Genomic DNA, 24118 nt, shown 5'->3' on the forward strand with positions numbered 1-24118 from the left:
TTATCAAAGTCTTTATGTTTCACAAAATTTCGCTACGTTCTACACTCCTATCATTTATTCTCGTTTCCTGCTGTTTATCAGGCAGTTTTGCGCAACAACGTTTCAGTGCCGGACCACGTATTGGGTTAAATATGTCTAATTATTGGGGCAATGCCGATAACATGAGTTTCAAACCGGGATTTACGGCCGGCGCTTTTTTAATGTATAGTTCACTGAATCATTTTGGCATCTCGGCTGATGTGCTCTATTCACAGCGCGGCACCAAATTCAACGATGGCCGGTATAAGTTTACGCAGCATGTCAACTATTTGGAAATCCCGGTAGTAGCCCGTTACTTTTTAACGCTGTCGGGTAATTTCAGACCCAATGTGTTCATCGGTCCTTCGCTGGGAATTAAACTTAACGCCAAGCGCACAGATGGCGAAGTTTTGGCCGGTCCTGCCACCCAAGTCAATATTGACAATACGGGTGATTTTCACAGTTTAGATTTGGGCGCTACGGGTGGTTTTCAGTTGAACTGGGGCGTCGGTCCCCGGCAACGCTTTTTGCTGGATGCCCGGTATAACCTGGGATTGAGCAACGTACAGGCGCTACCTAATTTATGGGGCGCTAATAATAACATTCATAATTCGGTTATTACCGTTACGCTCGGCTATGGTTTCGGCGTTGGTCGTGAACACCCAAGTCGCTTCCGCCGGTAGGTATAGTTAGTTCGCTACGTGACTAAAAAACCCTTGCTACATCTCAAACGTAGCAAGGGTTTTTTATAAAGTTTTCTTCGCTTCTTGCATTTGTAGTTAGGCCTTCCCGGCTCGCTCTTTGGCTTGTTTCAGCATTTTATTCGTATCCGGGTATTTTACTACAGAGAGTGTCACGCGACGATTTTTCTGTCGGTTTACTGGATTATCGCTCCCATCTGAGTTATTGTTAGGTACCAGCGGCTCTTTTTCACCCCGCCCGATCGCCATAATCAACCCCTTCACACTGATCTGCTTTTTGAGCCAGTCAGCTAACGCTACAGCCCGCTTCTGACTCAAGACGGCATTGTACTGATCGCTGCCTTTTGAATCGGTATGCCCCCAAACATGAAGTTGATCAGCCCCGTGCTGGGCAAAGTGTTTCCTCACTTTCTCAAGCAGCGCAATTCCGTCGGGGCGCAGGTTCGACTTATAGAAATCGAACAGTACGTCGGTTGGCAAAATAATATCGTATTTGTTTTCGGTTCCAACGATCTGTAGCGAATCAGTAGAAGGCGTAAAGGAATAATTCTGACTGGAGTCCGTTTTGGTGGCTACCGAACCAGATGCCGTATCACGGATAGAAACCGACTCGGCAGATTCGGTAGACGAATTCACAGCACTAGTCTTTCCCTGCTGATGATCACCGCCACTGTTACAGGCTGCTAACAAACTGACCGTTAGCGCAATAGACAGATATGTGCGCATCATAGGCGTTCTCATAGAAAACGAATAGTGTACATCCAACTAACCAAGCTAACGGCGAATTGTTAACCCTGAATTACTTACGTTGTTACGTATTAGTGCTGGTCTATTTTACCCTAACTCAATTCTCAAAGTACCTTTAGCACAGACGCAGGCAATAGTTTTCGTATTTTTGGCACCTCACGACCCAATTCATTGTTTTATGCCCTTTTGCCGGTCTATCCTCTTCGGTATCGTTAGTGTTCTGATTTTCTCAACGGCTTTCGCGCAAACGACCACACCAACCTTTCTTCAACTCAATGCCCGTCAGAATTGCTGGGTCGATTCGATCTTTACGAATATGTCGCCCGACGACCGCATTGCGCAACTGATCATGGTAGCCGGTTATTCGAACCGCAAACCCGCTTACGAAGATTCACTGCTGACGCTGGTGCGAACGAATAAATTGGGAGGTGTCGTGATGTTTCAGGGTGGTCCGGTTCGGCAGGCCCGGCTTACCAATCGCCTGCAAGCCATTTCGCCCGTGCCGCTGCTGATTGCGATGGATGCCGAATGGGGCATTGCGATGCGTTTAGACAGCACGGTTCGCTATCCGTATCAGATGACACTGGGCGCTATGCAGGGAAATGATACGTTGCTATACCAGATGGGTAAAAATCTGGCCTGGCAAGCGCGCCGGCTGGGTATGCATGTCAATTTCGCGCCAACAGTCGATGTCAATAACAACCCGAACAATCCGGTTATTAACTTCCGGTCATTCGGCGAAGATAAATACGCCGTTACGCGCAAGGCCCTCGCCTACATGCGGGGTATGCAGGATAATCAACTGCTAACCAGCCTAAAGCATTTCCCCGGCCACGGCGATACAGGCACCGATTCTCACTACGATCTGCCGCTCATTGGGAAAAGCCGCGCCCAGCTTGACTCGCTCGAACTGTATCCGTTTCGGCAGTTGATTAACGCCGGAGCAGCGGGGGTGATGGTTGCCCACCTAAGCATTCCGGCGTTAGACACAACGCGGAACCGACCTTCTACCCTATCACCCGCTATCGTTACTAATCTTCTCAAAAATGAGCTGGGTTTTAAGGGATTAGTTTTTTCGGACGCCATGAACATGAAAGGCGTAACCAAGTTCTACGCATCGGGCCAGGCCGATGAGCTTGGTATCGAAGCGGGGATGGACGTACTGGAGTTTACAGAGAACGTACCAGCAGCGCTGGCGCAGATCAAACTGGCCGTTTCTTTGGGACGTATTTCCCAGGCGTCGTTAGACGAGCGATGCCTGAAAGTGCTACGTGCCAAAGCATGGGTCGGGCTGGATCAGTACAAGCCCATCGTGCTGGATAATTTAGTGAGCGATCTTAACCCTCCGAAGGACGACCTTCTGAACCGCAAGCTTACCGAAGCCAGCCTGACGGTTCTGAAAAATGAGGGTGGCCTGTTACCCCTCCAGCGCCTGGACACGCTACGTATCGCGTCCGTCGCCATCGAAAGTGATAAAATTACGGCCTTCCAGCAAATGGCGGGTAATTATACGCAGGTCGACCACTTCAAACTAACCTCTAAAACTCCCGATTCCACGCTGGCCGCTATCCGGGATTCCCTCAAAAACTACAACCTGATTCTGGTCGACGTTCATCTGAACAACATCCGCCCCACAGCTAAATACGGCATGCAACCCCGGACAGCGGCCTTGGTGAGTGAACTAGTCGCGACGAAAAAAGCGGTTGTAACGGTATTTGGCAATCCTTACGTATTGGATAAACTCACGTTCCCGATGGATACGGCCCAACCCAGCCGCAGCATTGAGCAGGCGCGGGCCATCGTCATGCCATATCAGCTCACCAATTACACCGAAGAATTATCGGCGCAATTGATTTTTGGTGCCATTGGTGCGTCGGGTAAATTGCCCGTAACGGTCAATCAACGGTTTCGGCTGGGCGACGGGGTACAGGTTCAGCCGAACGGGCGCATGAAATACACGATTCCTGAAGAAGCGGGGGTCGATGGTCGATTCCTGACGCAACAGATTGACTCATTGGTGAACGTGGGAATAACGGAACAGGCGTTTCCGGGGTGCGTAGTGCAGCTGGCTAAAGATGGCAAAGTAATTTTCCGGAAAGCCTACGGTACCCATACGTACGATGCCTCACTCGGTGCCGAACCCAAACCCACACAGGTAGATGATCTGTTCGATATGGCCTCCGTGACGAAGGTAAGCACCTCGACGCCTGCGCTGATGCGCCTGGTCGATGAAGGGAAATTTAATCTGAACGGCAAGATGGTCGATTACCTACCCTTTCTCAAAAAATCGAACAAGGCCGATCTGGTCTGGCGCGACGTATTGACTCACCAAGCCCGGCTAAAAGCCTCCATTGCCTTCTGGACGGATACGAAAAATCCGGATGGGTCGTGGAAACCGAAAACCTTTAAATTCGAAGAATCCGGGCGGTATCCAATTGAAATAACCGACAGTCTTTACGAATTTAGAAAGTATCCCACGACTATTTTTGAGCAGCTCCGGGATTCTCCGCTGAACCCAAAGAAAGAGTACGTTTATTCTGATTTGTCGTTTATGCTCTATCCTCAGGTTGTGAAACGACTGACAGGAGAAAATTTCGAAGACTACTTGAAAACAACATTTTACCAGCCATTGGGAGCCAGTACGTTAACGTTCAATCCATTACGCTTTTACATGCGGAATCAGATTCCTCCCACGGAATACGACTCCCTGTTCCGGAAAACGCTCGTGTGGGGGCACGTTCACGACGAGACCGCGGCCATGCTCGATGGGGTATCGGGCCACGCGGGTTTGTTCGGTACGGCCAATGACTTAATGAAAGTATACGAAATGTATCGTCAGAAAGGCAGCTATGGCGGACAACGGTTTATTTCGACCAAGACGGTTGAGGAATTTACGCGCTATCAGTTTCCGGAGTTGGGCAACCGTCGCGGCCTGGCTTTCGACAAGCCGTCCTTCAAGTATTCGGGCAACGCGCCCCAATCGGCAACCAAAGCCAGTTACGGACACTCAGGTTTTACAGGCACATTTGTTTGGGTCGATCCAGATCCGGCCTATAATCTGACCTACGTATTTTTATCGAACCGGGTGTATCCGAACCGAAGCCACAATAAAATTATTACCTTGAACACCCGAACGAACATTGTTGAAGCTCTTTATCAGGCAACTAAGCGTGGGATACAATGAAAAATTATCTGATTCAATTACTCGACTACGAACTCTGGGCGAACCTCCGGGTCATTAACGCCCTCGACTCCGTTGACAATCCCCCCGCGCGGGCTATAGCCGTTATGGGTCACGTGCTGGCTGCGCAACACGTATGGTACGGGCGTATAGCTCATGAGTCGGTATTTGTGTCAATCTGGGAGGAAATTCCCGTTAGCTGGATGATTGAAACGGCCGAACGACAGCATCGCCAGGTTGTCAGTTACGTAGACGGATTGACCGAAGAACAACTAAACCAGTCCATCAGCTACGTAAACTCCAAGGGTATACCTTTTCAGGACAGACGCCTTGACATGCTGACGCAGATGAGCCACCATGCCGCCTACCACCGGGGACAGGTCGTACAACTCATCCGCCCGATGCTCAGCGAAGCGCCCGTAACGGACTACATCGTCTGGAAACGGGGCGGTTGACACAACCGAAAAGTAGTGCAGTGCCTTACCTAAACCTATGATGAAATGTTACTTACCCGTTTTTTCCAATCGGTACTCGCACTCGTGTGTCAGGTATCGCTGCTGTACGCGCAGCAGGCAATCTCTATTTCGTCGCCCGATAAAACGGTATTGCTCACAATCGGCAATACCAGTACTGGCAACGTAACGTATCGGATTTCGTACAAAGGCAAAAAAGTTATTGAGCCGTCTGGTCTTGGGTTTGTCTTCAGTAAACCGCAGGTGTCCCTGACAACTTTTTCAATTACCGCAACGGATTCGTCTACCGTCGATGAAACCTGGAAGCCCGTCTGGGGCGAGGTGAGTCAGATCCGAAATCACTACAAGGAGCTGGCTCTTATGCTGACCGACAAAGCCAGTTCGGGTATTTCAATACGTGTCAGGTTTCGTGTGTTTAATGACGGCGTAGGCTTTCGTTATGAATTTCCGCAGCAAAAAGCGCTTAGTCATTTTGTCGTTGACGATGAGAAAACACAGTTTACGGTAGCGGCTGATCACAAAACCTTCTGGATACCCGGCGATTACGACACAAACGAATACCTCTACAACACGACCAAACTAAGTGAAGTCAATGCACCGGCCGCGCTCGATAAAGAGAAAGACATTGCGCTGAAATCACCGATTGGCCCGGACGCGATTCAATCACCGGTTCTGTTCAAAACCGCCGACGGATTGTACATCAGCCTTTACGAAGCCGCTTTGATTAATTACCCCGTTATGCATTTTCGGCTGGATAAAAAGGCACTACGTCTGACGACGCAGTTGGTCCCCGACGCAGTAGGCAACAAAGCATACCTGCAAACGCCTACTCAAACGCCCTGGCGAACCATTATTGTTAGTGATAAAGCAACGGAACTGCTTTCCTCCAAACTCATTCTCAACCTCAACGAACCATCAACAATTGCGGATCCGTCGTGGATAAAACCGCAAAAGTTTATGGGCATGTGGTGGGAAATGCACATTGGCAAAGCGACCTGGGAGAAAGCGGGCGGCAAACACGGAGCTAATACACAGAACGTCAAAAAGTACATCGACTTTGCGGCTAAATACGGTTTCGACGGCGTACTGGTCGAAGGGTGGAACGTAGGTTGGGAAGACTGGTTTGGCAACTGGAAAGAGAACGTATTCGATTTCGTTACGCCCTACCCCGATTACAACCTCGATTCGCTCACGAAATATGCCCAGCAAAAAGGCGTTCGGATCATCATGCACCATGAAACGTCTGGATCTGTAACGAACTACGAACGCCGGATGGATGCGGCTTTTCAGTACATGGTAAAAGAAGGCATCAATACCGTAAAGACTGGCTACGTTGGCCGGATCATTCCAAGGGGCGAACATCACGACGGCCAATGGATGGTGGGGCATTACCAGCGGGTCGCCGAGAAAGCGGCTCAGTACAAAATCATGCTCGATTCGCACGAGTCGTCGCATCCGACTGGCCTGCACCGTACGTATCCGAATTGGATGGCCAGCGAAGCCGCCCGAGGGAGTGAATTCAACAATGCGCCAACACTCGGAATCATTCCCGAACACACGACCATTTTGCCCTTTACCCGACTGCTGGGCGGACCCATGGATTTCACACCGGGTTTGTTTCGCTTCAAGCTGAACCAGTTCGACAGCACCCGAACGACGCGAGTCCGCACAACACTGACTAAACAGTTAGCGTTGTACATTACCATCTATGGTCCTTTGCAAATGGCGGCCGATCTGCCCGAAAACTACGAAAAGCACATGGATGCGTTTCAGTTCATCCGCGACGTAGCAGTCGACTGGGACGACACGAAAATACTGGCGGCCGAACCAGGTGATTACGTAACGATTGCCCGCAAAGCAAAAGGGAAAAATGAGTGGTTTATAGGATCAATTACCGACGAAAACAGTCGTGATCAGACGCTACCATTAGACTTTTTAGAACCCAGCAAGACCTATGAAGCCACGCTTTACCGCGATGCGGACAACGCCGATTGGGATACGAACCCGGAAGCGTACGTAATTGAAAAAAAACAGGTGACTAACAAAACGAAACTACCCATTCGTTTAGCCAAAGGGGGCGGATGCGCCATTCGTATCGTCAGGCAATAAGCATCTGGCGTTGAACGTACTACTGATCAGACCACTGCTTTATTCAAAAGAATTTATCCCGACATTAACTATTGTGAACTACGTATTTCTGCTTTTATTTTTCTGCTCATCTACGGCTTTAGCCCAAGTCAAATTACCTGTCAACGATATAGGTCAGGTTCAGTATCAGGAAGTTGTACGCGTACCCGATAGCAAACGACCCGCCCGCCAGATTATGGAGCAAGTACGCGCGTGGGCCGGGCAACACTATCAGCCGAGTGTGACAACCGAGCAGCAGTATGATCAGGAGCATAATATTCTGTTCGTCCGGTCATCTTACGACATTGATAACCAGCTCATCCGGTATACCCTTACAATTGAGCCAAAGTTCGGGCGTTACCGCGCTACGTTAACCGATTTAGTGGCCGAGAACAAGGGTATGCATTTACCGATCCAGGCTTCCAGCCCTACGGTAGCCGAAATAAACCAGTCAGTAACCGACACGACTAAAAACCAAACGCTGGCAGAGCAGATGGCCCAGCAACAAGCGGGTCTGTATCAGCAACTGGATCAATCGTGCCGCGCTACGTTAGTCAGTCTGAAAGAAGCCATGATGGCTATTAAACCATAATCCATCTGCTCAGCGGTGCCGGTCAACGCCTACCTGTTCACACCATTCCAATACGGAACAGGTTGAGCAGTGCGGAAGCGTGCCCGTGCATATATGTTTTCCGAAAGGCATCAGTAACCGATTGATATTCACCCACTGGTCGTGCGGCACTTTTGTTTCCAGCATTTTCAGTGTTTGCTCAGGCTGTTTGGTCTGCACGTAGCCCCAGCGGTTCACGACCCGATGGACATGAATATCGACGCTAATGGCCGCTTGCCCCGTTGCTACTCCTAATGCCAGATTCGCGCATTTCGGCCCGACGCCTTTCAGTGAGGTGAGGGTAACATAATCCGCTGGCAATTCGCCATCAAATTCATGAATGATACGTTCGGCAATGCCGCGCATGGTATAGGCTTTCTGATCGGGATACGTAGTGCCGTAGAGCAGGTTTGTTAGCGTAGGAATATCTAACTGGAGAAGTTGCTCGGGCGTCCGGGCCTGTTCGAATAGCCGTAACGAGACGGGAATGGTCGTTTCATCGAGCGTTCGGATGGATACAATACACGAAATCAATTGCTCGAACAGCGTAGTATAGCCACGTTCAAACAGATCGAACATAGCCGCTTTTGGATACGGCCGAATGGCTTCTTCGATACGGGAAAGAACAACGTTGAGGTCAAAGTCAGGTTTCATGTACTCTTAAACATAAAGGATGCAAAGATGGCCCAGCGTTCGCCAGAATTTTTTCCCGGCATACGCTGCGATTATCTCTGCGCCTTTGCCAGTGCGCGGGGCCGCCCGTGCGGTTCAGTCAACTTACACCTTTACGATCACCATTTCAACCCGCCGGTTTTCGGGTCGTTCTTTCAGGCTCTTATTTGTGTTAATGGGTCGCGAAGGACCATAACCGACAGTCTCGATTCGACCGGTGCTGATTCCTTTATCGACCAGATACCGCTTCACCTCATTGACCCGGTTCCGCGACAGTTCGACATTTGCATCGAACTCACCAACCGTATCGGTATGCCCTTCCAGCCGAATCTGCATGGTCGGGTTCGATTGCATAACGGTTACCAGCCGATCCAGTTCAGGAAACGATTCGGGTTTGAGGTCGTATTTCGATACGTTGAAATAAATATTTTTTAACGTGATTTTTGCCCCTGCTTCAATCGGAACCAGATTGAAATCGCGCGCTACGTCGACCCGATTTGTTGCCAGCGTGTCACTCTGGCTAAAGTACCCTTTGGCCGAAGCCGTTACCGCATAAACGCCCCGACGATCAATCGGAATTCGATAGGTACCGGTGGGGATTGCGCTCTTCACTGAATCGGCCGGATCGTCGCCCGACGCTTCGGCACCTGATAACAACCGATACGTAACGGTGGCTGCAATAGGTTGTTTTGTTTTGACATCCCGCGTTACGCCATTGATTGCAACGACTGTTTCCCGCGCTGGTGCAGGCTCTGCGGACTTCGGTGTTTTGTCTGGAATACCAACGCCGGGCGTCGTACGAGGGGTATAGCGGGGCTGCTGTGTTTTCGGCTGAACCGGCGCTGGAGCTTTGGGCGTACGCTGTGCATAAGTGTCTTTCTTACGAGGATTGATGATGTGTACGCCCCAGAAATTGAAGCAAACAACTTTACCCGTTTTCGTTTGGTAGTCTTTACATTCAAATAAATCAAAAACTGTATAGCCAGGGTCAATACGGTCGAAATAAGCCGCGAAATCAACGCGCTCACCCGGTTGTACATTCCGGCGCATTTCTGCCGGAATATTTTCCGTCCGAATCAGCTTGTACGACCGTTCGCCCTGATTTACATACAAGCGAGCAGTTGATTGAAAACCTATATTATTACCTGGTTCCTCTATACTACCGTTCCTTGGCATTGGAATTGGGAAAGGCCAGGATCGACCAGACGACCGCTGCTGAGGAGACTGAAACTTCATGTAGATAATTGTGTATTGGTCTGTCAATTCGACACGCTTGATAATCACGTCGGTGTCGTTCACATCGTCTACCCGTGGGCTTTCGGTGGTATACTGCACCTGCGCGCGTAATCCCGATAGGGTCAGGAGCCAGATCAGACAGGGAAGTAATAGGCGGTTCATGGTCGTTGTTTACAAAAGATTATACACTATAAACGTTTGATGAGACCCGCTAGTTTATGGTTTAATCGAATACGCTAAAAACAAAAATGTCCTGAAGATTAGCCTAGCAACTAATCTTCAGGACATTGTATAATTGGTTGTCTTTACTGCTTCACCACCCGTTTTCGAAATACCTGCTCACCGATTCGGATTTCTACGAAGTAAACCCCGGCGGGTGAGGATTTTAGGTCGAGCGGTTGCTGGAAAAGATCCGCAGTTTTCTGGTGTTTCTGCTGAATCAGCTCAATGCCGTTTACGTTACGGACACCCAGCGTCAGTGCTCCCCGTTGCGAACCACTAAATGACACCATCATCTGCCCATCGCTGGGGTTGGGCGTCACCTGTAAAGCCTGCTCCGCCAAGGGCGTTGTGGACGTAACAGTACCCGCCCGGACATTCACCGTCACAACTGCCGTTGTGCTGCATAAATCGAGCCCTGAACCGGCGACGGTATACGATGTGGTCTGGGTTGGCTGGACGACTACCTGTGCACCCAGAGTTGTATTTAGTCCGGCACCGGCCCAGGTAAAGATACTTGCTCCTCTCGCGTTCAGGGTTACGGTCTGGCCCGGATCGATAAAGATAGCCGAAGAAGCCACCTGCACCGACGCTTTTTGACCCACTCGGGCAGCTATGTTGTGCGCTACGTTTACGCCTAAGCTGTCGGCATACCGAAGCCAGTTGCCCTGTTGATTTTGCCGCCAGGATGTCGCCAGAAGCGATTCTCCATTGCGAGTCGTTACCAGCGCAACCGTATCGCCTGCTACGTAGGGTAACGTAATGCCGATGTGGAACGGTAGACTGTTGACCGGAATATTCCGATCGAAGGTAACGGTGGTCGCCCGATTGTTAGCGACGTCGTTAAGAATATCGCGTAGTGGAACGTCTTTCTGCGTTAGAATGGCCCCCGGTCCGTTCTGAAAACCCCGCCCATTCCATACCGTTACGGTCACTACCGCTTCCGTAGCCGTTCCTCTGGCGGCTTTCGCGACGCCAAACTTTAATGAAGCCCCCGCTAAGTTCGTGTAGCCCAGCTTGTTTTGAAAAAATTCGGATACAGCCTGCGATCTACGACTGTTTTGCCCAGCCAGATAGCCCGTTCCATTGGCTTCTCTAATTACGGTAGGCGTACCATTGAAGTTCGTCATATCACTACAGAGACCCGCATTGAGCACTTCAACGTAGGCAGTGCGTACCAAGGGGTCAGACTGGCCAATAGCATTCGAGGTAACTAGTGTGACTTTGAAGGTACCAGGCTGGCTATACGTAACCGTGGGGTTTTGTTCGGTTGATGTAGACGGTGTTCCGCCTTCGAATGTCCATTCCCATTTTGTTGGGAAACCGCCTGACAGGTCTGTGAATTTGATCTGACCGCCTAATAGTACCTGCTGGTTATCAGCCCGGAAATTGGATACAGGACGCGTTGCCACTACAGTTCCGCAAACATTGGATGTCAGCAAACTCACCCGTCGTGGGCTATTGTTCATGACTGCTCGAATCCGGTCTTTCTGATTAATGGTGAAGATATTCATGCAGGCATCGTTGGAATAATCCATGTAGTTCTGCACCATATTCGTTGATCCGCAACTAACTCGCCCAACCGGGCAGCCGCTGCTGGCCGAAGCCTGCGTAGGCGTATCCGAACAGAAATCATCACCACAGTTAGCATCTCCCCAAATATGCCGTAAACCCAGCCAGTGACCCGTTTCGTGCGTCAGTGTGCGCCCCAGATTATACGTATCACGCATGGTTGGAAAGCTCCCTTTCGATGCATTCCCAAACGAGCGATAATCAACGACAACACCATCGGTGCTGGCAGGTCCATCCGATGGAATACCGGGTAAATTTGACTGACTCGGGAACTGGGCATAACCTAGCAATTGACCGCCACCCGCTAACTGCTCAGTCAGATCAACGACCCAAATGTTATAGTATTTATCGGGATTCCAGTACGTACTTGGCTTCAGTACACCTTCAATATTATCACGGTTCCAGTTGGCGCGGTTACCATTATAGCGATCAATTCCTGGTTCCGCCATAGCCTGGCCCTGGGGATTCACTACGGCAGCGCAAAATTCTATTTCGATATCGGCCCCGACCGGGTTTTCGTTGTAACCATTGCTTCCTGGTTTCCGGCGGTAATCCTCATTCAACGTAGCTAACTGCGACTGCACCTGCGCCTGGCTTAGATTCCGTCCTGAGCCAACAGCCTCACCATTGTGAACGACGTGGACAACTACGGGGATCGTAATGACCGTAGCGGCAAGCCGGCCCGATTGCATCTTCTTTTTTAGGTCGAATATCTTTAGTTGCAGGTCACGCTCAAAGTCATTCAGCGTACCTAACTGGGGATATTTAGCCCGCAGTAAGCTATCCATTTCCATCGTAGCACACTGCTCGGCCTTCCGAATGGGCGTCTGTGCATACACGGTTAGATGCAAAAAAGCACCCAGCAAAAAAATAAGTAATAATCGGTTCATATACCTATTTGGTCGTAACAGAATTAAACGTAAACCGATAGCTGGCATTGATATCTGGGAAATAATACTCCACTGTCAATACAGTGGCGGTAAGGTTCTTGATGATCCAGGGATATTTGCCGTTCAGTAAGGGGATATAAAAATCTAACGTAGCGTTAGCGTTGACGAGATCCCAGGTATCCGTCACATAAATATCCGGCGACTTTGGATAACAGATATTCGTTCCCTGACTGGCTTCGAACTTGTGCTCAGCATTCGCGTAGAATGTTAACAAATCATCTGCAATACAGGGGGTAAGCTGAGAGGCAGGAATCACACCCGATGACTGGCCCTGATCGATAATAAAGACAGATACCATTCGCCAGGTTTTCTTTTCCGTACCCGTTAGCAATTGAGAATATGTTGATGGCTTAGGGTCAATTTTTTCAGAACATCCACTAATCAGCCAGCCAATCACACTTGGTATCAGCAGAAAACGTATGAGTTGTTTCATGAGTCAAAGACGCTTATTGAGGAGTGTAAGTCTGCGTAAATAAAAGTGTGGTATCCCGATATGTGGTAACGGTATCACGAACCATCTGAATCCGAACTTTAGCCTGAAGGTTCAGGGTAATCTGGCGATTGCGGGGGTTCCAGGCACCCGTGCCACTGAGCGAACCGTTCGACCCCAGGTCGGCATTTGTCTGGGTGGGAATCGTGAGCGAATTGTCGCCGTTATCAATAAAGGTCAGGGTCGGCTTTTCAGCGTTAAACCCAAACAAGGTACTGTTGCCAACCACCACAAAATTTGACAAACCGATATTCCAGTTACTGAGTAGATAGCTCTTACAATCGCTACTCGTAATCTGAGGATCTGAAGCTGTATAGGTTTGGGTTCCCACGCGACCGCTCCCCGTATAATTCCCTCCCAAGAGGCAATCATCCTGAATAGTCAGCGTCAGGCTTTTCCCGATAACATTATCCTTGCCAAAACCTACCTGCAGGTTGCTGGGCTGAACCCCCGTTAGCGTGAACGTCAGCGTTTGTGAGTCCAGGATATTATTGGCATTGTTGATAAGCTGGACAGAAATCGCGCCCGTGCTTTTCTTAGCTGGAATTACCACTGTTCCTTTCGTACCGACAATTGTATATTCTTTTCCTTCGCGCGCCGACCCAGTTATTGTATAGGTAATTGTGATGGGCTGATCCAACTGCGGTCCAACATTATGTACTTCGACAGCGATCGGCTTACTATAACTTTCTTTGTAGGCCAACGTAGTATCCGTAAAACGCACGAAATAGGGTCCTTCAAACGTACGGGTCATGTCGGTCTGTTCGCAGGCAAACACTACCATTACCAGCAGAAAACCCAGTACCGTATAGGTACGCACTTTATATCGTCTGATCATTGTTGCAACTCGTTCCATAATTAATACCCTGGATTCTGGGCACCTTGTAAAGCTGGATTCCGTAAAGTTTCTGACTGAGGAATGGGCCATAATTCATACCGGCTATTCCAGTTAGGGGAGAAAGCTGACATTACCGCCTGCGCCCGTCCGGTTCTGACTAAATCATACCAGCGATGTCCTTCAAACGCCAGCTCATACTGACGTTCCCGCTCAATAGCCAGCAAAATATCTGCCTGACTTCCAACGGCCAAAGCAACCCCTTTTGCCCGCGTTCGTAATACGTTAACATCCGCTACGGCTCCGCTTGTACCGGACAATTTACCCTGTTGCGCCCGGGCCTCCGCCCGAATCAGATACATTTCAGCCAACCTGAACACAACAATATTCGCATTTCCTGCGATGGCAGTGCCGTATTTCTGAACGGTCCAGCCATTATCGCTTCCCTTTTGTTGAGCAAAATCGAATTTAGCGGTAGCCGCACGTGTACCCGATTCTGTTGAGTTAAGAGCAATTATCAGTTGATCAGAAGGAATAACCTCCCGACGACTGACAAACAAATTGTTTAGCGTTGCCGGGTCATCGCTCTGGGTATAGCCCACTTCAAAAATAGATTCTGCCGTAAAGTTCTGATTAACAATGGTATTAAAATCAGGAACGATCGTAAACTTAGCCGAACTAATGACTGTTGTGGCGTTCGTTTCGGCCTGCACCCAGTTTTTCTGATACAAATAAAACCGGGCTAAAGCTGCCTGCACCACTCGCTTTGAGACATACGCTGCCCCCGTCGATGAATCGTCGGGCAAGTCGGCCAAAGCCGCTGTATAATCGGCCAGAACAGCCGTCAGGACCGTTGCTTTAGCTGTTCGCGGAATATTTCGGTTGGTAGCCTGATCGGTATTGGTCGCCAGTGGAATATCACCGAACGTATACACGCCGTAAAAATTTGCCAGCCCTCGCAGAAAACGAGCTTCCGCAATTAACTGCTTTCGGCTATCCTCGGTTACACCACTAACGGTCGGCAATTTCTCCAGAATGAAGTTGGCCACGTAGATCGTCCGGTACACAGACGCCCAGAAGTCCTGTACATCCGAATTGGTGGACGTGATCTGTTTGGTACCAAACTCCTGATACGAGGCAAACGTACCATTATGCTTGATGTTGTCTGCTGTAAAATCACCTGCAATGACGATATCCGAGGTCAGACTCCGGAAAGCATTGTATAAACCGATACGTACCAATGGCACGTCGGCGGCCCGCGTTAACGTAATTTCGTCAATTTGCAGATCGTAGGATTTAGGTTCCAGTACATCCTGACAGGACGTAAGTAAACCGAACAGTAGTATAAAAAGTAGGCTATGAGACTTCATGGTAGCTAGAAAGTGTACTTTCCGAATATGAATGATTGAGACGTAGCCCATTAAAACGTTACGGTCAGACCAGCCATCATATTTTTCACCTGCGGTAACGTGTTGAAATCGATTCCCTGAGCGGTTGTTGATCCATCCAACGTACTGACTTCAGGGTCAGGACCTGAATAGTTTGTTAACGTCCATATATTGGTAGCTGAAGCATATAGTCTCACATTCGACAGTTTGACACGACTTACCCAGGTCTTAGGTAAATTATACCCCAGCGTAACATTTTTTAATCGTAAGTAGGAGCCGTCTTCGATAAATCGACTACTTAGATAGTTATTATAGGTGTTTTGATAAATGTAACGTGGTACATTGGTTATATCTCCCTCTTTTTGCCATCGCTTTAACGCATCAACACTCTGATTTTCCTGAATCGAAGATCCCGCATTAACTGATCCCTGCTTTGTGAGATTCAATACGCGATTGCCGTATGAAAATTGGAAGAATACCCGGAGGTCGAATCCTTTGTAAGACAGACTATTCGTAAAGCCCCCGAAGAATTTCGGTTGTGCATTCCCAATCACTTGTCCGTCATCCGGAGTAATACGCCCATCGCCATTTTTATCTTCGTAGATAGCGTTTCCATTGGCAGGATCAACACCCAGAAATTTTAATCCCCAAAACGTACCTAGCGGTTGCCCTGGTAAAACCACATTCGTGCCTGCAACACCACTTGCCTGATAGCCTCTGTATAAGGGTTCACTGGTAGCCAATTCAACTACTTTGTTTCGGTTGAGCGATACGTTTATGTCTGTATTCCAGCGAATACCATTAGTATTTATGTTCACCGTCGAAACCGTCAACTCCAGTCCCCGATTGCTAATTTTACCGATGTTACCCTGCACGCTGGCAAAACCAGAGGTCAGCGGAATGGGTTGAGCAAATAGTAATTGATCCGTCAGATTGTCATACGCGTCAACCGTTACGTTCAATCGGCCATCGAAAAAAGAAGCATCCAGCCCGATATTGGCTTCACGCGTGCGTTCCCATTGCAGATTTGGGTTAGCCAGACGAGCGGGCCCCAAGCCCGACGACCCGCTGTATGTAGCTGCCGCCCAGGTTCCCAGGAATAAAAAATCACCAATCTGTTCATTGCCCGTGAATCCGTAACTGGCCCGTAACTTAATATCACTCAAAAAGCCGTAGTTCTTCATGAACTCTTCTTCCGAAAGCCGCCAGGCGATTGATCCTGACGGAAAGAAACCAAACTGACGATCTGGCCCAAATCGCGACGATCCATCATACCGAGCCGTTACCTGCGCAAGATATTTGTCTTTATAATCATATTTTGCTTCACCAAATCCGGAAAAAAGACCGCTGTAAACCAGTCTGGAACTTCCATTATCCGTTACGCCCGCAGACGTAATGTATGTAAAGTCATTACTCGGAAAAAATTTGCCGTTAACGGAACTGGTGCGGTTTGTCCGTTTAATAATTTCTACTCCTCCCAAGAGGTTCAATCGATGTTTTTCGGCAATCAGTGTGTTATAGGTTAGCGTGTTCGTACTCGTAAACGTAGCGGCTAGATTCGTATTAAATTCGCCGTAACCTTGCTGACCGAGACTTGTCGTATAACCGCCCGTTGCGGTTGAGGTAGGGAAATAAACATCCTCTATGATGCTGTTATAATCCACACTGGCTTTGGAGCGAAAACGCAGGTTTGGGAGAAATTCATATTGAGCGTAGACACCACCCAGCATTTTTGTGGTCAGTACATTTTGTCGGGGCTGCGTTGCTTCGGCAACAGGGTTGAAATTTGGAAAACCTGGATAGTTAGCGTCTCCAGGAACATACAATTTACCCTGTTCATTATAAGGAGCATAATAGGGTAAGCTTCGGGTAGCCCCTGAATACACACCATCCAGAAAATTATCGCCGGCGACTCGTCTGTTAAGCGCCCGTGCGGCTGTTATATTCGCACCGAACGACAATTTCGGAGTCGCATTATGGTCAACGGTCATTGTCCCGCTGATTCGATTGAACTGGTTATTGATCAAAACCCCTTCTTCATCCCGGTAATTGCCACTTAGGTAAAACCGGGTGCGCTCGTTACCACCCTGAGTCGAAATCTGATACTGCTGATAGACTCCTTTGCGCAGAATCATGTCCAGCCAGTTGGTGCTTATGCCATCGGTAACGCCTTTGATTAAACCTAACTTATCTGGGTCCTGACCGGCATTGGTAACGGCTTCACGCTGCAAATCCAGCAATTGTGAGGAGTTTAATAAGTTGGGACGCTTAACCACATCCGTCAAGCCCCGTTGAACATCAGCCGTAATTATTGTTTTCTGATTGGCTTTCCCTCGTTTTGTCGTAATAAGCACTACGCCATTAGCCGCCCGGGACCCATAGATTGCCTTAGCAGAAGCATCCTTCAGGACTTGAATAGACTCAATATCATTGGGATTAAGCAATGACAATGCGTTGTCGGTCTGGCCGCCATAATTATCCGTTGACGATAAAGCTCCATTCTGGACCTGCACACCATCAATAATATACAAAGGACGATTGGACGCAGAAATGGATGTATTACCCCGTATTCGCACACTCAGACCACCACCTGGTGTTCCCGACGATTGAGTAACCAGTACCCCGGCAGCTTGGCCTTGTAATGCCTGATCTACACCTGTGACTGGAATGTCCTTGAACTTTTCAGCTGAGACGGTAGCAATCGAACCCGTAATATCTTTGCGCTGCGTGGTATTATACCCCGTTACAACAACCTGAGTCAATTCATTGATCGACTCCTGCATTTGAATGTTGACAACCGTACGGTTACCCACCGTTACGTTCTGCGTTACCAGACCAATAGAGGTAAGAATCAGAACAGCATTTCCATCGGGAATGGCAATGCTATAGTTTCCATTCGCGTCGGTACTAACACCGTTGGTAGTGCCCCGAACGACAATATTAACGCCAGGAATAGGTTGCCCATCCTGCGCCGAAATAACTCTGCCTGATATACGCAATCCTTGGGCTATTAGCCAACCGGGTAGAATAGCCAGCAGCGCAGACCAGAGAAATAGACCGTAAAATTTTCTCATGTATAGATTATATGCCAGATAATTTTCTTTAGTGTTAATATAGCGCAATAAGCTATGGAAAAAAGCTTAGCAAGCTACGTATTTTTAAACGTAAAATTCCTTGTTACCGTATACAATTAATCAGAGGAAATCGTGGCAATAAACAGATTAAATTTAGCATGAAACTAACATCATGTGAACAAAAAGAGGCTCTTCACTTTGTCGAAGAGCCTCTTTTTGTTCGTTGGTCTATGTTGGCCGGGTTGACCTACTTCGGATTCTTGACGGCTGCACTGCCATCAGCCGGCTTGTTATAAACCAGTTCATTATCGGGTACATCCCAGTAATCCAGGAAGTTATAATTAATCGTTGCCTTTGTACTGACCTTACCCGCTTTGTCAACAACGACTGCGTTAGTACGTCCGCCACCCTTCGATACGTCGTCAATAACCCCCCATCGACGGGCATCATAGAACGACAGGTTTCGGAAAGCCAGGCCGACCCGGCGTTCCCGCCGAAGCTCTTCTTTAGCCTGATCAAGCGTTAGGCTCGTACCGGCCACGGCAGCTAAGCCAGCTCCCTGTGCCTTCCGAACAGCGTCGATTGACTTGAGACCATCCTCAATTTTCCCCGTATTGATAAGCGCTTCAGCTTTCATCAGCTCATTCTCTTCGTAGCTGCCGGCCAGATATAGTTCTGTTCCACCTGCTGTCCGGTCACTTAACGTAGCTACACCCGCTAATTTCTTGCCTCCGTCAACTAAAGCCCAGCGGGTGTTGAATGCATTCCCCCGGCTACTCTCGCCAATCCAGGGCGTAGCACGCTGCGTGAAGTTGTTGGCCAACCGCTGATCGCCTGTTTTATAATCCTGAATCAATCGCTCACTGATTTTGTACGTAGCGCCACCGGACGGATCACCCGTTGCTTTAGCCGCTACGGTACCCGTTTGTGGATTCAGGAAGTCACCATTCTGATTCGAGCGACCGGTGAAAACATTATCTGTAGCGCCAATCCCATCATTCGTCAGCGTCAGAATTTGCGCCCATTGAGCAGCTGTCAGACTCTTCGATGGCGTGTTTACCAAAAGATTGCGAGCCTTTAAGGTATTAATGTTGTGTTTCCACATATCCGGCGTTGGCACGCCCCCTTTCCCTACCTGATTGAAGGCTGGAATAAGCTGTGTCATCACTGCTGTATAATCCGTTGAACTGGCTGTTAATAAAGCGGCCGCCTTATCTAAGTTAGCGTTTGCCTCTTCAATCAGCTTCTCTTTCGTTACGTAGTTATTATTGGTTCCGTTGGCCTCATTTACAATGAGACCGGCATAGTAGATCGATCCTAAACGAGAATAAGCAAACCCCTTCCACCAATAAGCCCACGCCTGAATCGCGGCTTTCTTAGCAGCAGCATTGCCCGTAAACGTAACCTGATCCGCCAGAGCCAGCACTTTATTCATCTGGCTGTTGAGCGAATACATATACCACCATTCGTGGAACAGGAAATTGGAACCCTGATTGGAATTGAAATTAGCCAGCTGGCGGATCAATGCATATTGCGTGTTAGGCGCATTCGGATTAAGCACCTTTGAACCATCGTCCAGAATAACGTAGTCAGGCGCCCCCACTTGATTACCAAACTGGTTAGCGGCTTCTTCGCCGACAATATCTCCCATCAGTTCGTGGAAACCCATTGCTCCCGACCAAAAATAGCCAGGAACACCGTCGTAGAGATCCGTTTTAATCTCTTTACTGCCATTGATATAAGCAGCTCCCTGAGCAAAACTGATAATACCGGCTTCGGTATTGGCACTTGTTGTGAGCGGCTGGTTCGGGTTTTTTACGTCCAGTTGCTCTTTGCAGGACGTAGCAAAACCCAGTATCAGCGCTGCTACTAAAATTTGTATCTTTTTCATTGATAAGTCATTGAAGATTTGTCGACAGGATGGCATACAAGAGAAAAGTTTTCTCGTCTCTATCATCCTTCTTCCGAAAAATTAAAGACCAATATTAAGCGTAGCCTGATACGAACGCAGGTTCGGCATGGTGTTGTGATCGGTACCACGATCCCAGGCTGAGCTACCCGTACCCGAGCTAACTTCCGGATCAAAGCCGGTATACTTGGTGAAGGTTAACAGATTACGACCCGAAAACACTAATTGCGCCCGACGTAGCACCGGTACGTTCACAACTTTACTCAGGTCAAAGCCAATCTGCACGTTCCGCAACCGCACGAACGAAGCATCTTCGTAGAAATAATCTTTCGTACCGTTCGCCTGCCGTTGGGCATATACACCCCGGTAGAAGGCCGTCCAGGCACCTGTATTTCCATCAATCGTGATCGGGTTGGCGTAGTCGGCATGGATACCATCCCGATACATCCACTCTTTCGTCTGATTATAAATGTGGCTACCCTGAACCCAGTCGAACTGGAAACCGAATGTCAGGAAGTTTTTGAAGGTAAAGTCGTTAATGAACGACATGTTGAACGTCGGGTTCGGATCGCCAAAACTGTATTTATTCGCGGAGAAGAAGGGCTGTTTGGTCGTTTTGCTCACCACGATTCCATTGCTGGCTACGGTGTAGTTGGCCTGCTGATCGGCTGGGATGAGCAGGTTTCCGGCCGGGTCCTTCTGATCGAGCGAATGAACTGTTACGTAGCCGTATAACTGACCGATTTTCTCACCAGCTTTTAATACGTAGTTCGAACTACCGGCACTCGACAACACAACGACTTCAGCATTGTTTTTAACAGCCGTAATCTTCGAGGTTTGTCTACCGAAATTGGTCGTTAGATTCCACGAAAAATCTTTCGTCCGAACAATGGTTGCATTCAACGACGCCTGGAAACCATTGGATGCCAGTGAGAACGCATTATCTTTTATGGAATTGATTCCAGAAGACGGAATGGCACTTACATCGAAAATGGCGTTTTTCGTCGAACGATCCCAATACGTAGCTGATAAGCGAATACTGCTTAACCAGTTCGAGGTTTTTGAAGGCGTAAACGCTAGGTCAGCTCCAATTTCAAGTTCCGAAGAAACCTCTACGTCCAGATCAGGATTTGGCTGGCTGGCAGGTGTATAAAGCGCATTAGACGTACCTAACGTTACAGCACTCAAAACCTGATACCGATCAAACGGTCTTGGCTGAATACCAGCCTGCCCGTAGGCGGCCCGAACTTTTAACTCAGGCAAGAAACCAGCCACCGAACTGTTCTCCCAGAATTTCAGTGCCGATAGCCGGAAATAAGCATCACCACGCGGGAACGTGAATGGTTCGGAACCACTACCGAACGCCGATGAGTAATCGGTCCGGAAACCGCCCGAAATACCCGCCAGTTCACCAAAGTCGATACGCTGGTTGAAAACATAGCCATACGTAATAAATGGTTCAGTGTAATCACCGCCACCGGGAAGCCCTGGCCGTCCAGAGGATGCAGCTACTATCCCAGGGACTCGGAAAGTAGACGACTGAGCAGCCGTAAAGGGTTCGTAGGTTGGTAACCCTAATGTGTACGTATAGAACTGATGAAAGTTCCGGTTACGATAATCAAACGAAAGCTGCGTACTGGTCCGGATCGGAATGGACAATTTAAAATCGTTCTGGAAATCGGTATTGATAAATGCACTGGCCAGGAAGTTCTGATACGTCGTGGTCATGCTGTTGTTATCAATCTCACCCGACGGATCGTTGGCAAAATAGCCCCGATAGCTGTTGTTGTTGAGCGCTATTACGTTCCGGTTTTTGGTCTGATTCGGATAGGTTGTTACGATTTCCTGCTTCGAGTAGTTGACCCCGTACTTAGCGTCAAGATCCAGGAATTTATTGACTTTGTAGTTCAGATTGAAGTTCTGAATCACGTCCACTTTGTTATCCTTGTTGTTGGTGTATCTCTGCCAGTAGCCAGGATTGTTGTGGTTTACCCCCACGGCATCGCCATAATATACACCGGGATTTCCATCGGGGTCCAGTGCCGAGAAATCGGCAAAAGGCCGGGCGTTATTAACCGCGTACATAATGAGTCGATCATTTGTCTTGATCGTGCTTCTTGTATAGACCAGTTGCGTGGTTGTCCGGAAGGTAAGCCCTTTGGCTAACTGAATGCCAATATTTGACATCAGATTACTCCGTTGATAATTTCCGTTGTTGATGACGTTACTTTCCTGCTGGTTATTTGATGCCGATATGGCAAAGTCAACTTTTTCGCTACCGCCCGTCAACGCAACGCTATTGTTGTACGTATTCGAAGGACGGAAGAAGTACGCGTAATGATCGTAATATTTCAGATTGGCATTGTAAGGCTTATCCGCTTTGTTGTTTACGTCAAGCGGATTGTACTGCACGTTTTCGCTATACAGCAACGTATTCGGGTTGAATTCAAGCGGCCTGGTCGACGTGCCGATAACATTATTACTGCCATCGACGATGAACCCATGATTTTGCGATTTAGCGACACCACCGACGTTCAGATATTCGCTTCGCGTAATGCTCGATGAAACATCAACGTTCAGTCGACCGGTTTTTCCTTTCTTGGTAAATACCTGAATAACGCCGTTGGCGCCCTGCGCTCCATACAACGTAGCGGCCGCAGCCCCCTGAACAATCTCGACCCGATCAATGGTATTTGGGTCAATGCTGCTCAGCAAAGCAGTTGGGTTATTATTAAGGTTACCGTTTGAATCGTAGTTGGTCGCATCGACCTGCACCCCATCAATCAGCAGAATGGGCGCGGTTCCGCGATTGATGGTATTGATCCCTCGAAGCACAATGTTTACAGGAGCGCCCGGCGTACCGTTTCCACTGGAAATCTGTGCTCCCGCAATCTTACCCACTAAAGCCTGATCAATCGAAGCCGTGGGTGTCTGCGGCAGATTCTTTGAGGAGACCGCTTCAACGGCGATGCCTAACTTCCGCTTATCGGTAGCTACGCCAACTCCGGTCACAACAACTTCTGAAAGCTGACGGTTGTCGGCCACCAGTTTTACGTTTACTTCAGACTGATTACCGACCGCAACTTCCTGCGTAGTAACCCCCACGAAACTAAATACCAGCGTAGCGGCTCTGTCGCTGGGAATTTCAACACTATACGTACCGGCAGCATCGGTGTTCGAGCCCTTAGCTGTGCCTTTTAGCACAACCGAAACACCCGGCAAAGGCAAACCATCTTCAGCTGAGGTTACCTTACCCGTAACCCGCCGGTCCTGGGCCCACGCAGTGGACCAGAGTGAGCATACCAAGAGGAAACTCACTGATAGAATTCTACTCATTTACATCTGAGGTTAGTTAAAAAAACATGTTTGTATCTACAAAACTAGATAACGGAAAAATACAATACAAATTTTTTGTCTAGAAACTAATCAACAGATAATCATTTGCAGTATTGCAGATAACACAAAACAATATTTTGATCTATCAATCATTAAGATTCAATTAAAAACACAATTAGTCCATTTCTCGACTATAAAACCTGGGGGAATTTAACTAAGTAATTGCTGTACCTTTTTTGTCAGCTAGGAATAGTTCAATTCGAAAAGAAAAACCAGTAAAGACAGATCTTATTATAGTTATGTTGCACCAGAAAGAGCGCTTCTGAAAAAACTTTTATAATCTATCCGCAGAAGTGAATTTCTGGGTGTATAAACTTGATCTTGCTGTACTTACATTATCTTTTTTAGAAACAAACAGCTTCTTCCAAGCGACAATTATCCACATTTAGATACCAAACGTTCGGCAGCGTATTGGGCGGACGTATCTCTGCTGGTAACTACAGCCGAATGGAATTGCTCGTGATCGTATCACTGATAAAAAAATAAAGAGACCAAGTTAGTTGGTCTCTTTACTGCATAG

15 protein-coding genes are annotated in these 24118 nt (G+C 48.4%); 5 read left to right on the forward strand and 10 right to left on the reverse strand.

Annotated features, from left to right (window positions below):
• Positions 1-14 precede the first annotated feature (14 nt).
• Complete coding sequence (locus IC230_RS00945; protein WP_191037086.1) at positions 15-701, forward strand: porin family protein; 687 nt, start codon at positions 15-17, stop codon at positions 699-701.
• A 96-nt stretch (positions 702-797) separates the two neighbouring features.
• On the opposite strand, the gene IC230_RS00950 is transcribed toward IC230_RS00945, so the two are convergent.
• The gene (locus tag IC230_RS00950) at positions 798-1460 is read right to left on the reverse strand and encodes an OmpA family protein (RefSeq protein WP_191037087.1); all 663 of its coding nucleotides are present in this window, start codon (positions 1458-1460) and stop codon (positions 798-800) included.
• Positions 1461-1644: 184 nt separating this feature from the next.
• Between IC230_RS00950 and IC230_RS00955 the strand changes: the two genes are divergently transcribed.
• From IC230_RS00955 to IC230_RS00970, 4 genes are all read left to right on the forward strand, one after another.
• Complete coding sequence (locus IC230_RS00955; protein ID WP_191037088.1) at positions 1645-4650, forward strand: glycoside hydrolase family 3 N-terminal domain-containing protein; 3006 nt, start codon at positions 1645-1647, stop codon at positions 4648-4650.
• Positions 4647-5102: a DinB family protein gene (locus tag IC230_RS00960; protein ID WP_191037089.1), complete on the forward strand. Its 456-nt coding sequence runs from the start codon at positions 4647-4649 to the stop codon at positions 5100-5102. The genes IC230_RS00955 and IC230_RS00960 overlap by 4 nt, the downstream gene beginning before the upstream one ends.
• A gap of 45 nt (positions 5103-5147) precedes the next feature.
• Positions 5148-7229, forward strand: a complete 2082-nt coding sequence (locus tag IC230_RS00965; protein ID WP_191037090.1) for a glycoside hydrolase family 97 protein — start codon at positions 5148-5150, stop codon at positions 7227-7229.
• Between the two features lie 73 nt (positions 7230-7302).
• Positions 7303-7839 (forward strand): hypothetical protein, encoded by a 537-nt coding sequence (locus tag IC230_RS00970; RefSeq protein ID WP_317171738.1) that lies wholly within the window; start codon positions 7303-7305, stop codon positions 7837-7839.
• A gap of 9 nt (positions 7840-7848) precedes the next feature.
• On the opposite strand, the gene IC230_RS00975 is transcribed toward IC230_RS00970, so the two are convergent.
• From IC230_RS00975 to IC230_RS01015, 9 genes are all read right to left on the reverse strand, one after another.
• Positions 7849-8511 (reverse strand): endonuclease III domain-containing protein, encoded by a 663-nt coding sequence (locus tag IC230_RS00975; protein WP_191037091.1) that lies wholly within the window; start codon positions 8509-8511, stop codon positions 7849-7851.
• A 123-nt stretch (positions 8512-8634) separates the two neighbouring features.
• On the reverse strand, positions 8635-9927 hold the full coding sequence (locus IC230_RS00980) for an OmpA family protein (protein ID WP_191037092.1): 1293 nt from the start codon (positions 9925-9927) through the stop codon (positions 8635-8637).
• A 143-nt stretch (positions 9928-10070) separates the two neighbouring features.
• The gene (locus IC230_RS00985) at positions 10071-12446 is read right to left on the reverse strand and encodes a M43 family zinc metalloprotease (protein ID WP_191037093.1); all 2376 of its coding nucleotides are present in this window, start codon (positions 12444-12446) and stop codon (positions 10071-10073) included.
• 4 nt (positions 12447-12450) lie between these two features.
• Positions 12451-12939 carry a hypothetical protein gene (locus tag IC230_RS00990; RefSeq protein WP_191037094.1) on the reverse strand — a complete coding sequence of 163 codons (489 nt, stop codon included), beginning with the start codon at positions 12937-12939 and terminating at the stop codon, positions 12451-12453.
• 13 nt (positions 12940-12952) lie between these two features.
• Positions 12953-13852 (reverse strand): hypothetical protein, encoded by a 900-nt coding sequence (locus IC230_RS00995; RefSeq protein WP_223860152.1) that lies wholly within the window; start codon positions 13850-13852, stop codon positions 12953-12955.
• A gap of 2 nt (positions 13853-13854) precedes the next feature.
• Positions 13855-15201, reverse strand: a complete 1347-nt coding sequence (locus IC230_RS01000) for a RagB/SusD family nutrient uptake outer membrane protein (protein WP_191037095.1) — start codon at positions 15199-15201, stop codon at positions 13855-13857.
• A gap of 50 nt (positions 15202-15251) precedes the next feature.
• Complete coding sequence (locus tag IC230_RS01005) at positions 15252-18293, reverse strand: SusC/RagA family TonB-linked outer membrane protein (protein ID WP_191037096.1); 3042 nt, start codon at positions 18291-18293, stop codon at positions 15252-15254.
• Positions 18294-18540: 247 nt separating this feature from the next.
• The gene (locus IC230_RS01010) at positions 18541-20184 is read right to left on the reverse strand and encodes a RagB/SusD family nutrient uptake outer membrane protein (RefSeq protein ID WP_191037097.1); all 1644 of its coding nucleotides are present in this window, start codon (positions 20182-20184) and stop codon (positions 18541-18543) included.
• Positions 20185-20265: 81 nt separating this feature from the next.
• Entirely contained in the window at positions 20266-23538 is a 3273-nt protein-coding gene (locus IC230_RS01015; protein ID WP_191037098.1) for a SusC/RagA family TonB-linked outer membrane protein, read from the reverse strand.
• Between the last annotated feature and the right edge of the window lie 580 nt (positions 23539-24118).

The sequence above is a fragment of the Spirosoma validum genome, assembly GCF_014699035.1.
In the GTDB taxonomy this organism is placed as follows: Bacteria; Bacteroidota; Bacteroidia; order Cytophagales; family Spirosomataceae; genus Spirosoma; species Spirosoma validum.

What these genes read in the sequence shown, in the direction of transcription:
- IC230_RS01010 (WP_191037097.1), bottom strand. Translation starts at nt 20,184, where the DNA reads ATGAAAAAGATACAAATTTTAGTAGCAGCGCTGATACTGGGTTTTGCT.
- IC230_RS00990 (WP_191037094.1), bottom strand. Translation starts at nt 12,939, where the DNA reads ATGAAACAACTCATACGTTTTCTGCTGATACCAAGTGTGATTGGCTGG.
- IC230_RS01000 (WP_191037095.1), bottom strand. Translation starts at nt 15,201, where the DNA reads ATGAAGTCTCATAGCCTACTTTTTATACTACTGTTCGGTTTACTTACG.
- IC230_RS00945 (WP_191037086.1), top strand. Translation starts at nt 15, where the DNA reads ATGTTTCACAAAATTTCGCTACGTTCTACACTCCTATCATTTATTCTC.
- IC230_RS00995 (WP_223860152.1), bottom strand. Translation starts at nt 13,852, where the DNA reads ATGGAACGAGTTGCAACAATGATCAGACGATATAAAGTGCGTACCTAT.
- IC230_RS00955 (WP_191037088.1), top strand. Translation starts at nt 1,645, where the DNA reads ATGCCCTTTTGCCGGTCTATCCTCTTCGGTATCGTTAGTGTTCTGATT.
- IC230_RS00980 (WP_191037092.1), bottom strand. Translation starts at nt 9,927, where the DNA reads ATGAACCGCCTATTACTTCCCTGTCTGATCTGGCTCCTGACCCTATCG.
- IC230_RS00975 (WP_191037091.1), bottom strand. Translation starts at nt 8,511, where the DNA reads ATGAAACCTGACTTTGACCTCAACGTTGTTCTTTCCCGTATCGAAGAA.
- IC230_RS00965 (WP_191037090.1), top strand. Translation starts at nt 5,148, where the DNA reads ATGTTACTTACCCGTTTTTTCCAATCGGTACTCGCACTCGTGTGTCAG.
- IC230_RS01015 (WP_191037098.1), bottom strand. Translation starts at nt 23,538, where the DNA reads ATGAGTAGAATTCTATCAGTGAGTTTCCTCTTGGTATGCTCACTCTGG.
- IC230_RS01005 (WP_191037096.1), bottom strand. Translation starts at nt 18,293, where the DNA reads ATGAGAAAATTTTACGGTCTATTTCTCTGGTCTGCGCTGCTGGCTATT.
- IC230_RS00950 (WP_191037087.1), bottom strand. Translation starts at nt 1,460, where the DNA reads ATGAGAACGCCTATGATGCGCACATATCTGTCTATTGCGCTAACGGTC.
- IC230_RS00985 (WP_191037093.1), bottom strand. Translation starts at nt 12,446, where the DNA reads ATGAACCGATTATTACTTATTTTTTTGCTGGGTGCTTTTTTGCATCTA.
- IC230_RS00960 (WP_191037089.1), top strand. Translation starts at nt 4,647, where the DNA reads ATGAAAAATTATCTGATTCAATTACTCGACTACGAACTCTGGGCGAAC.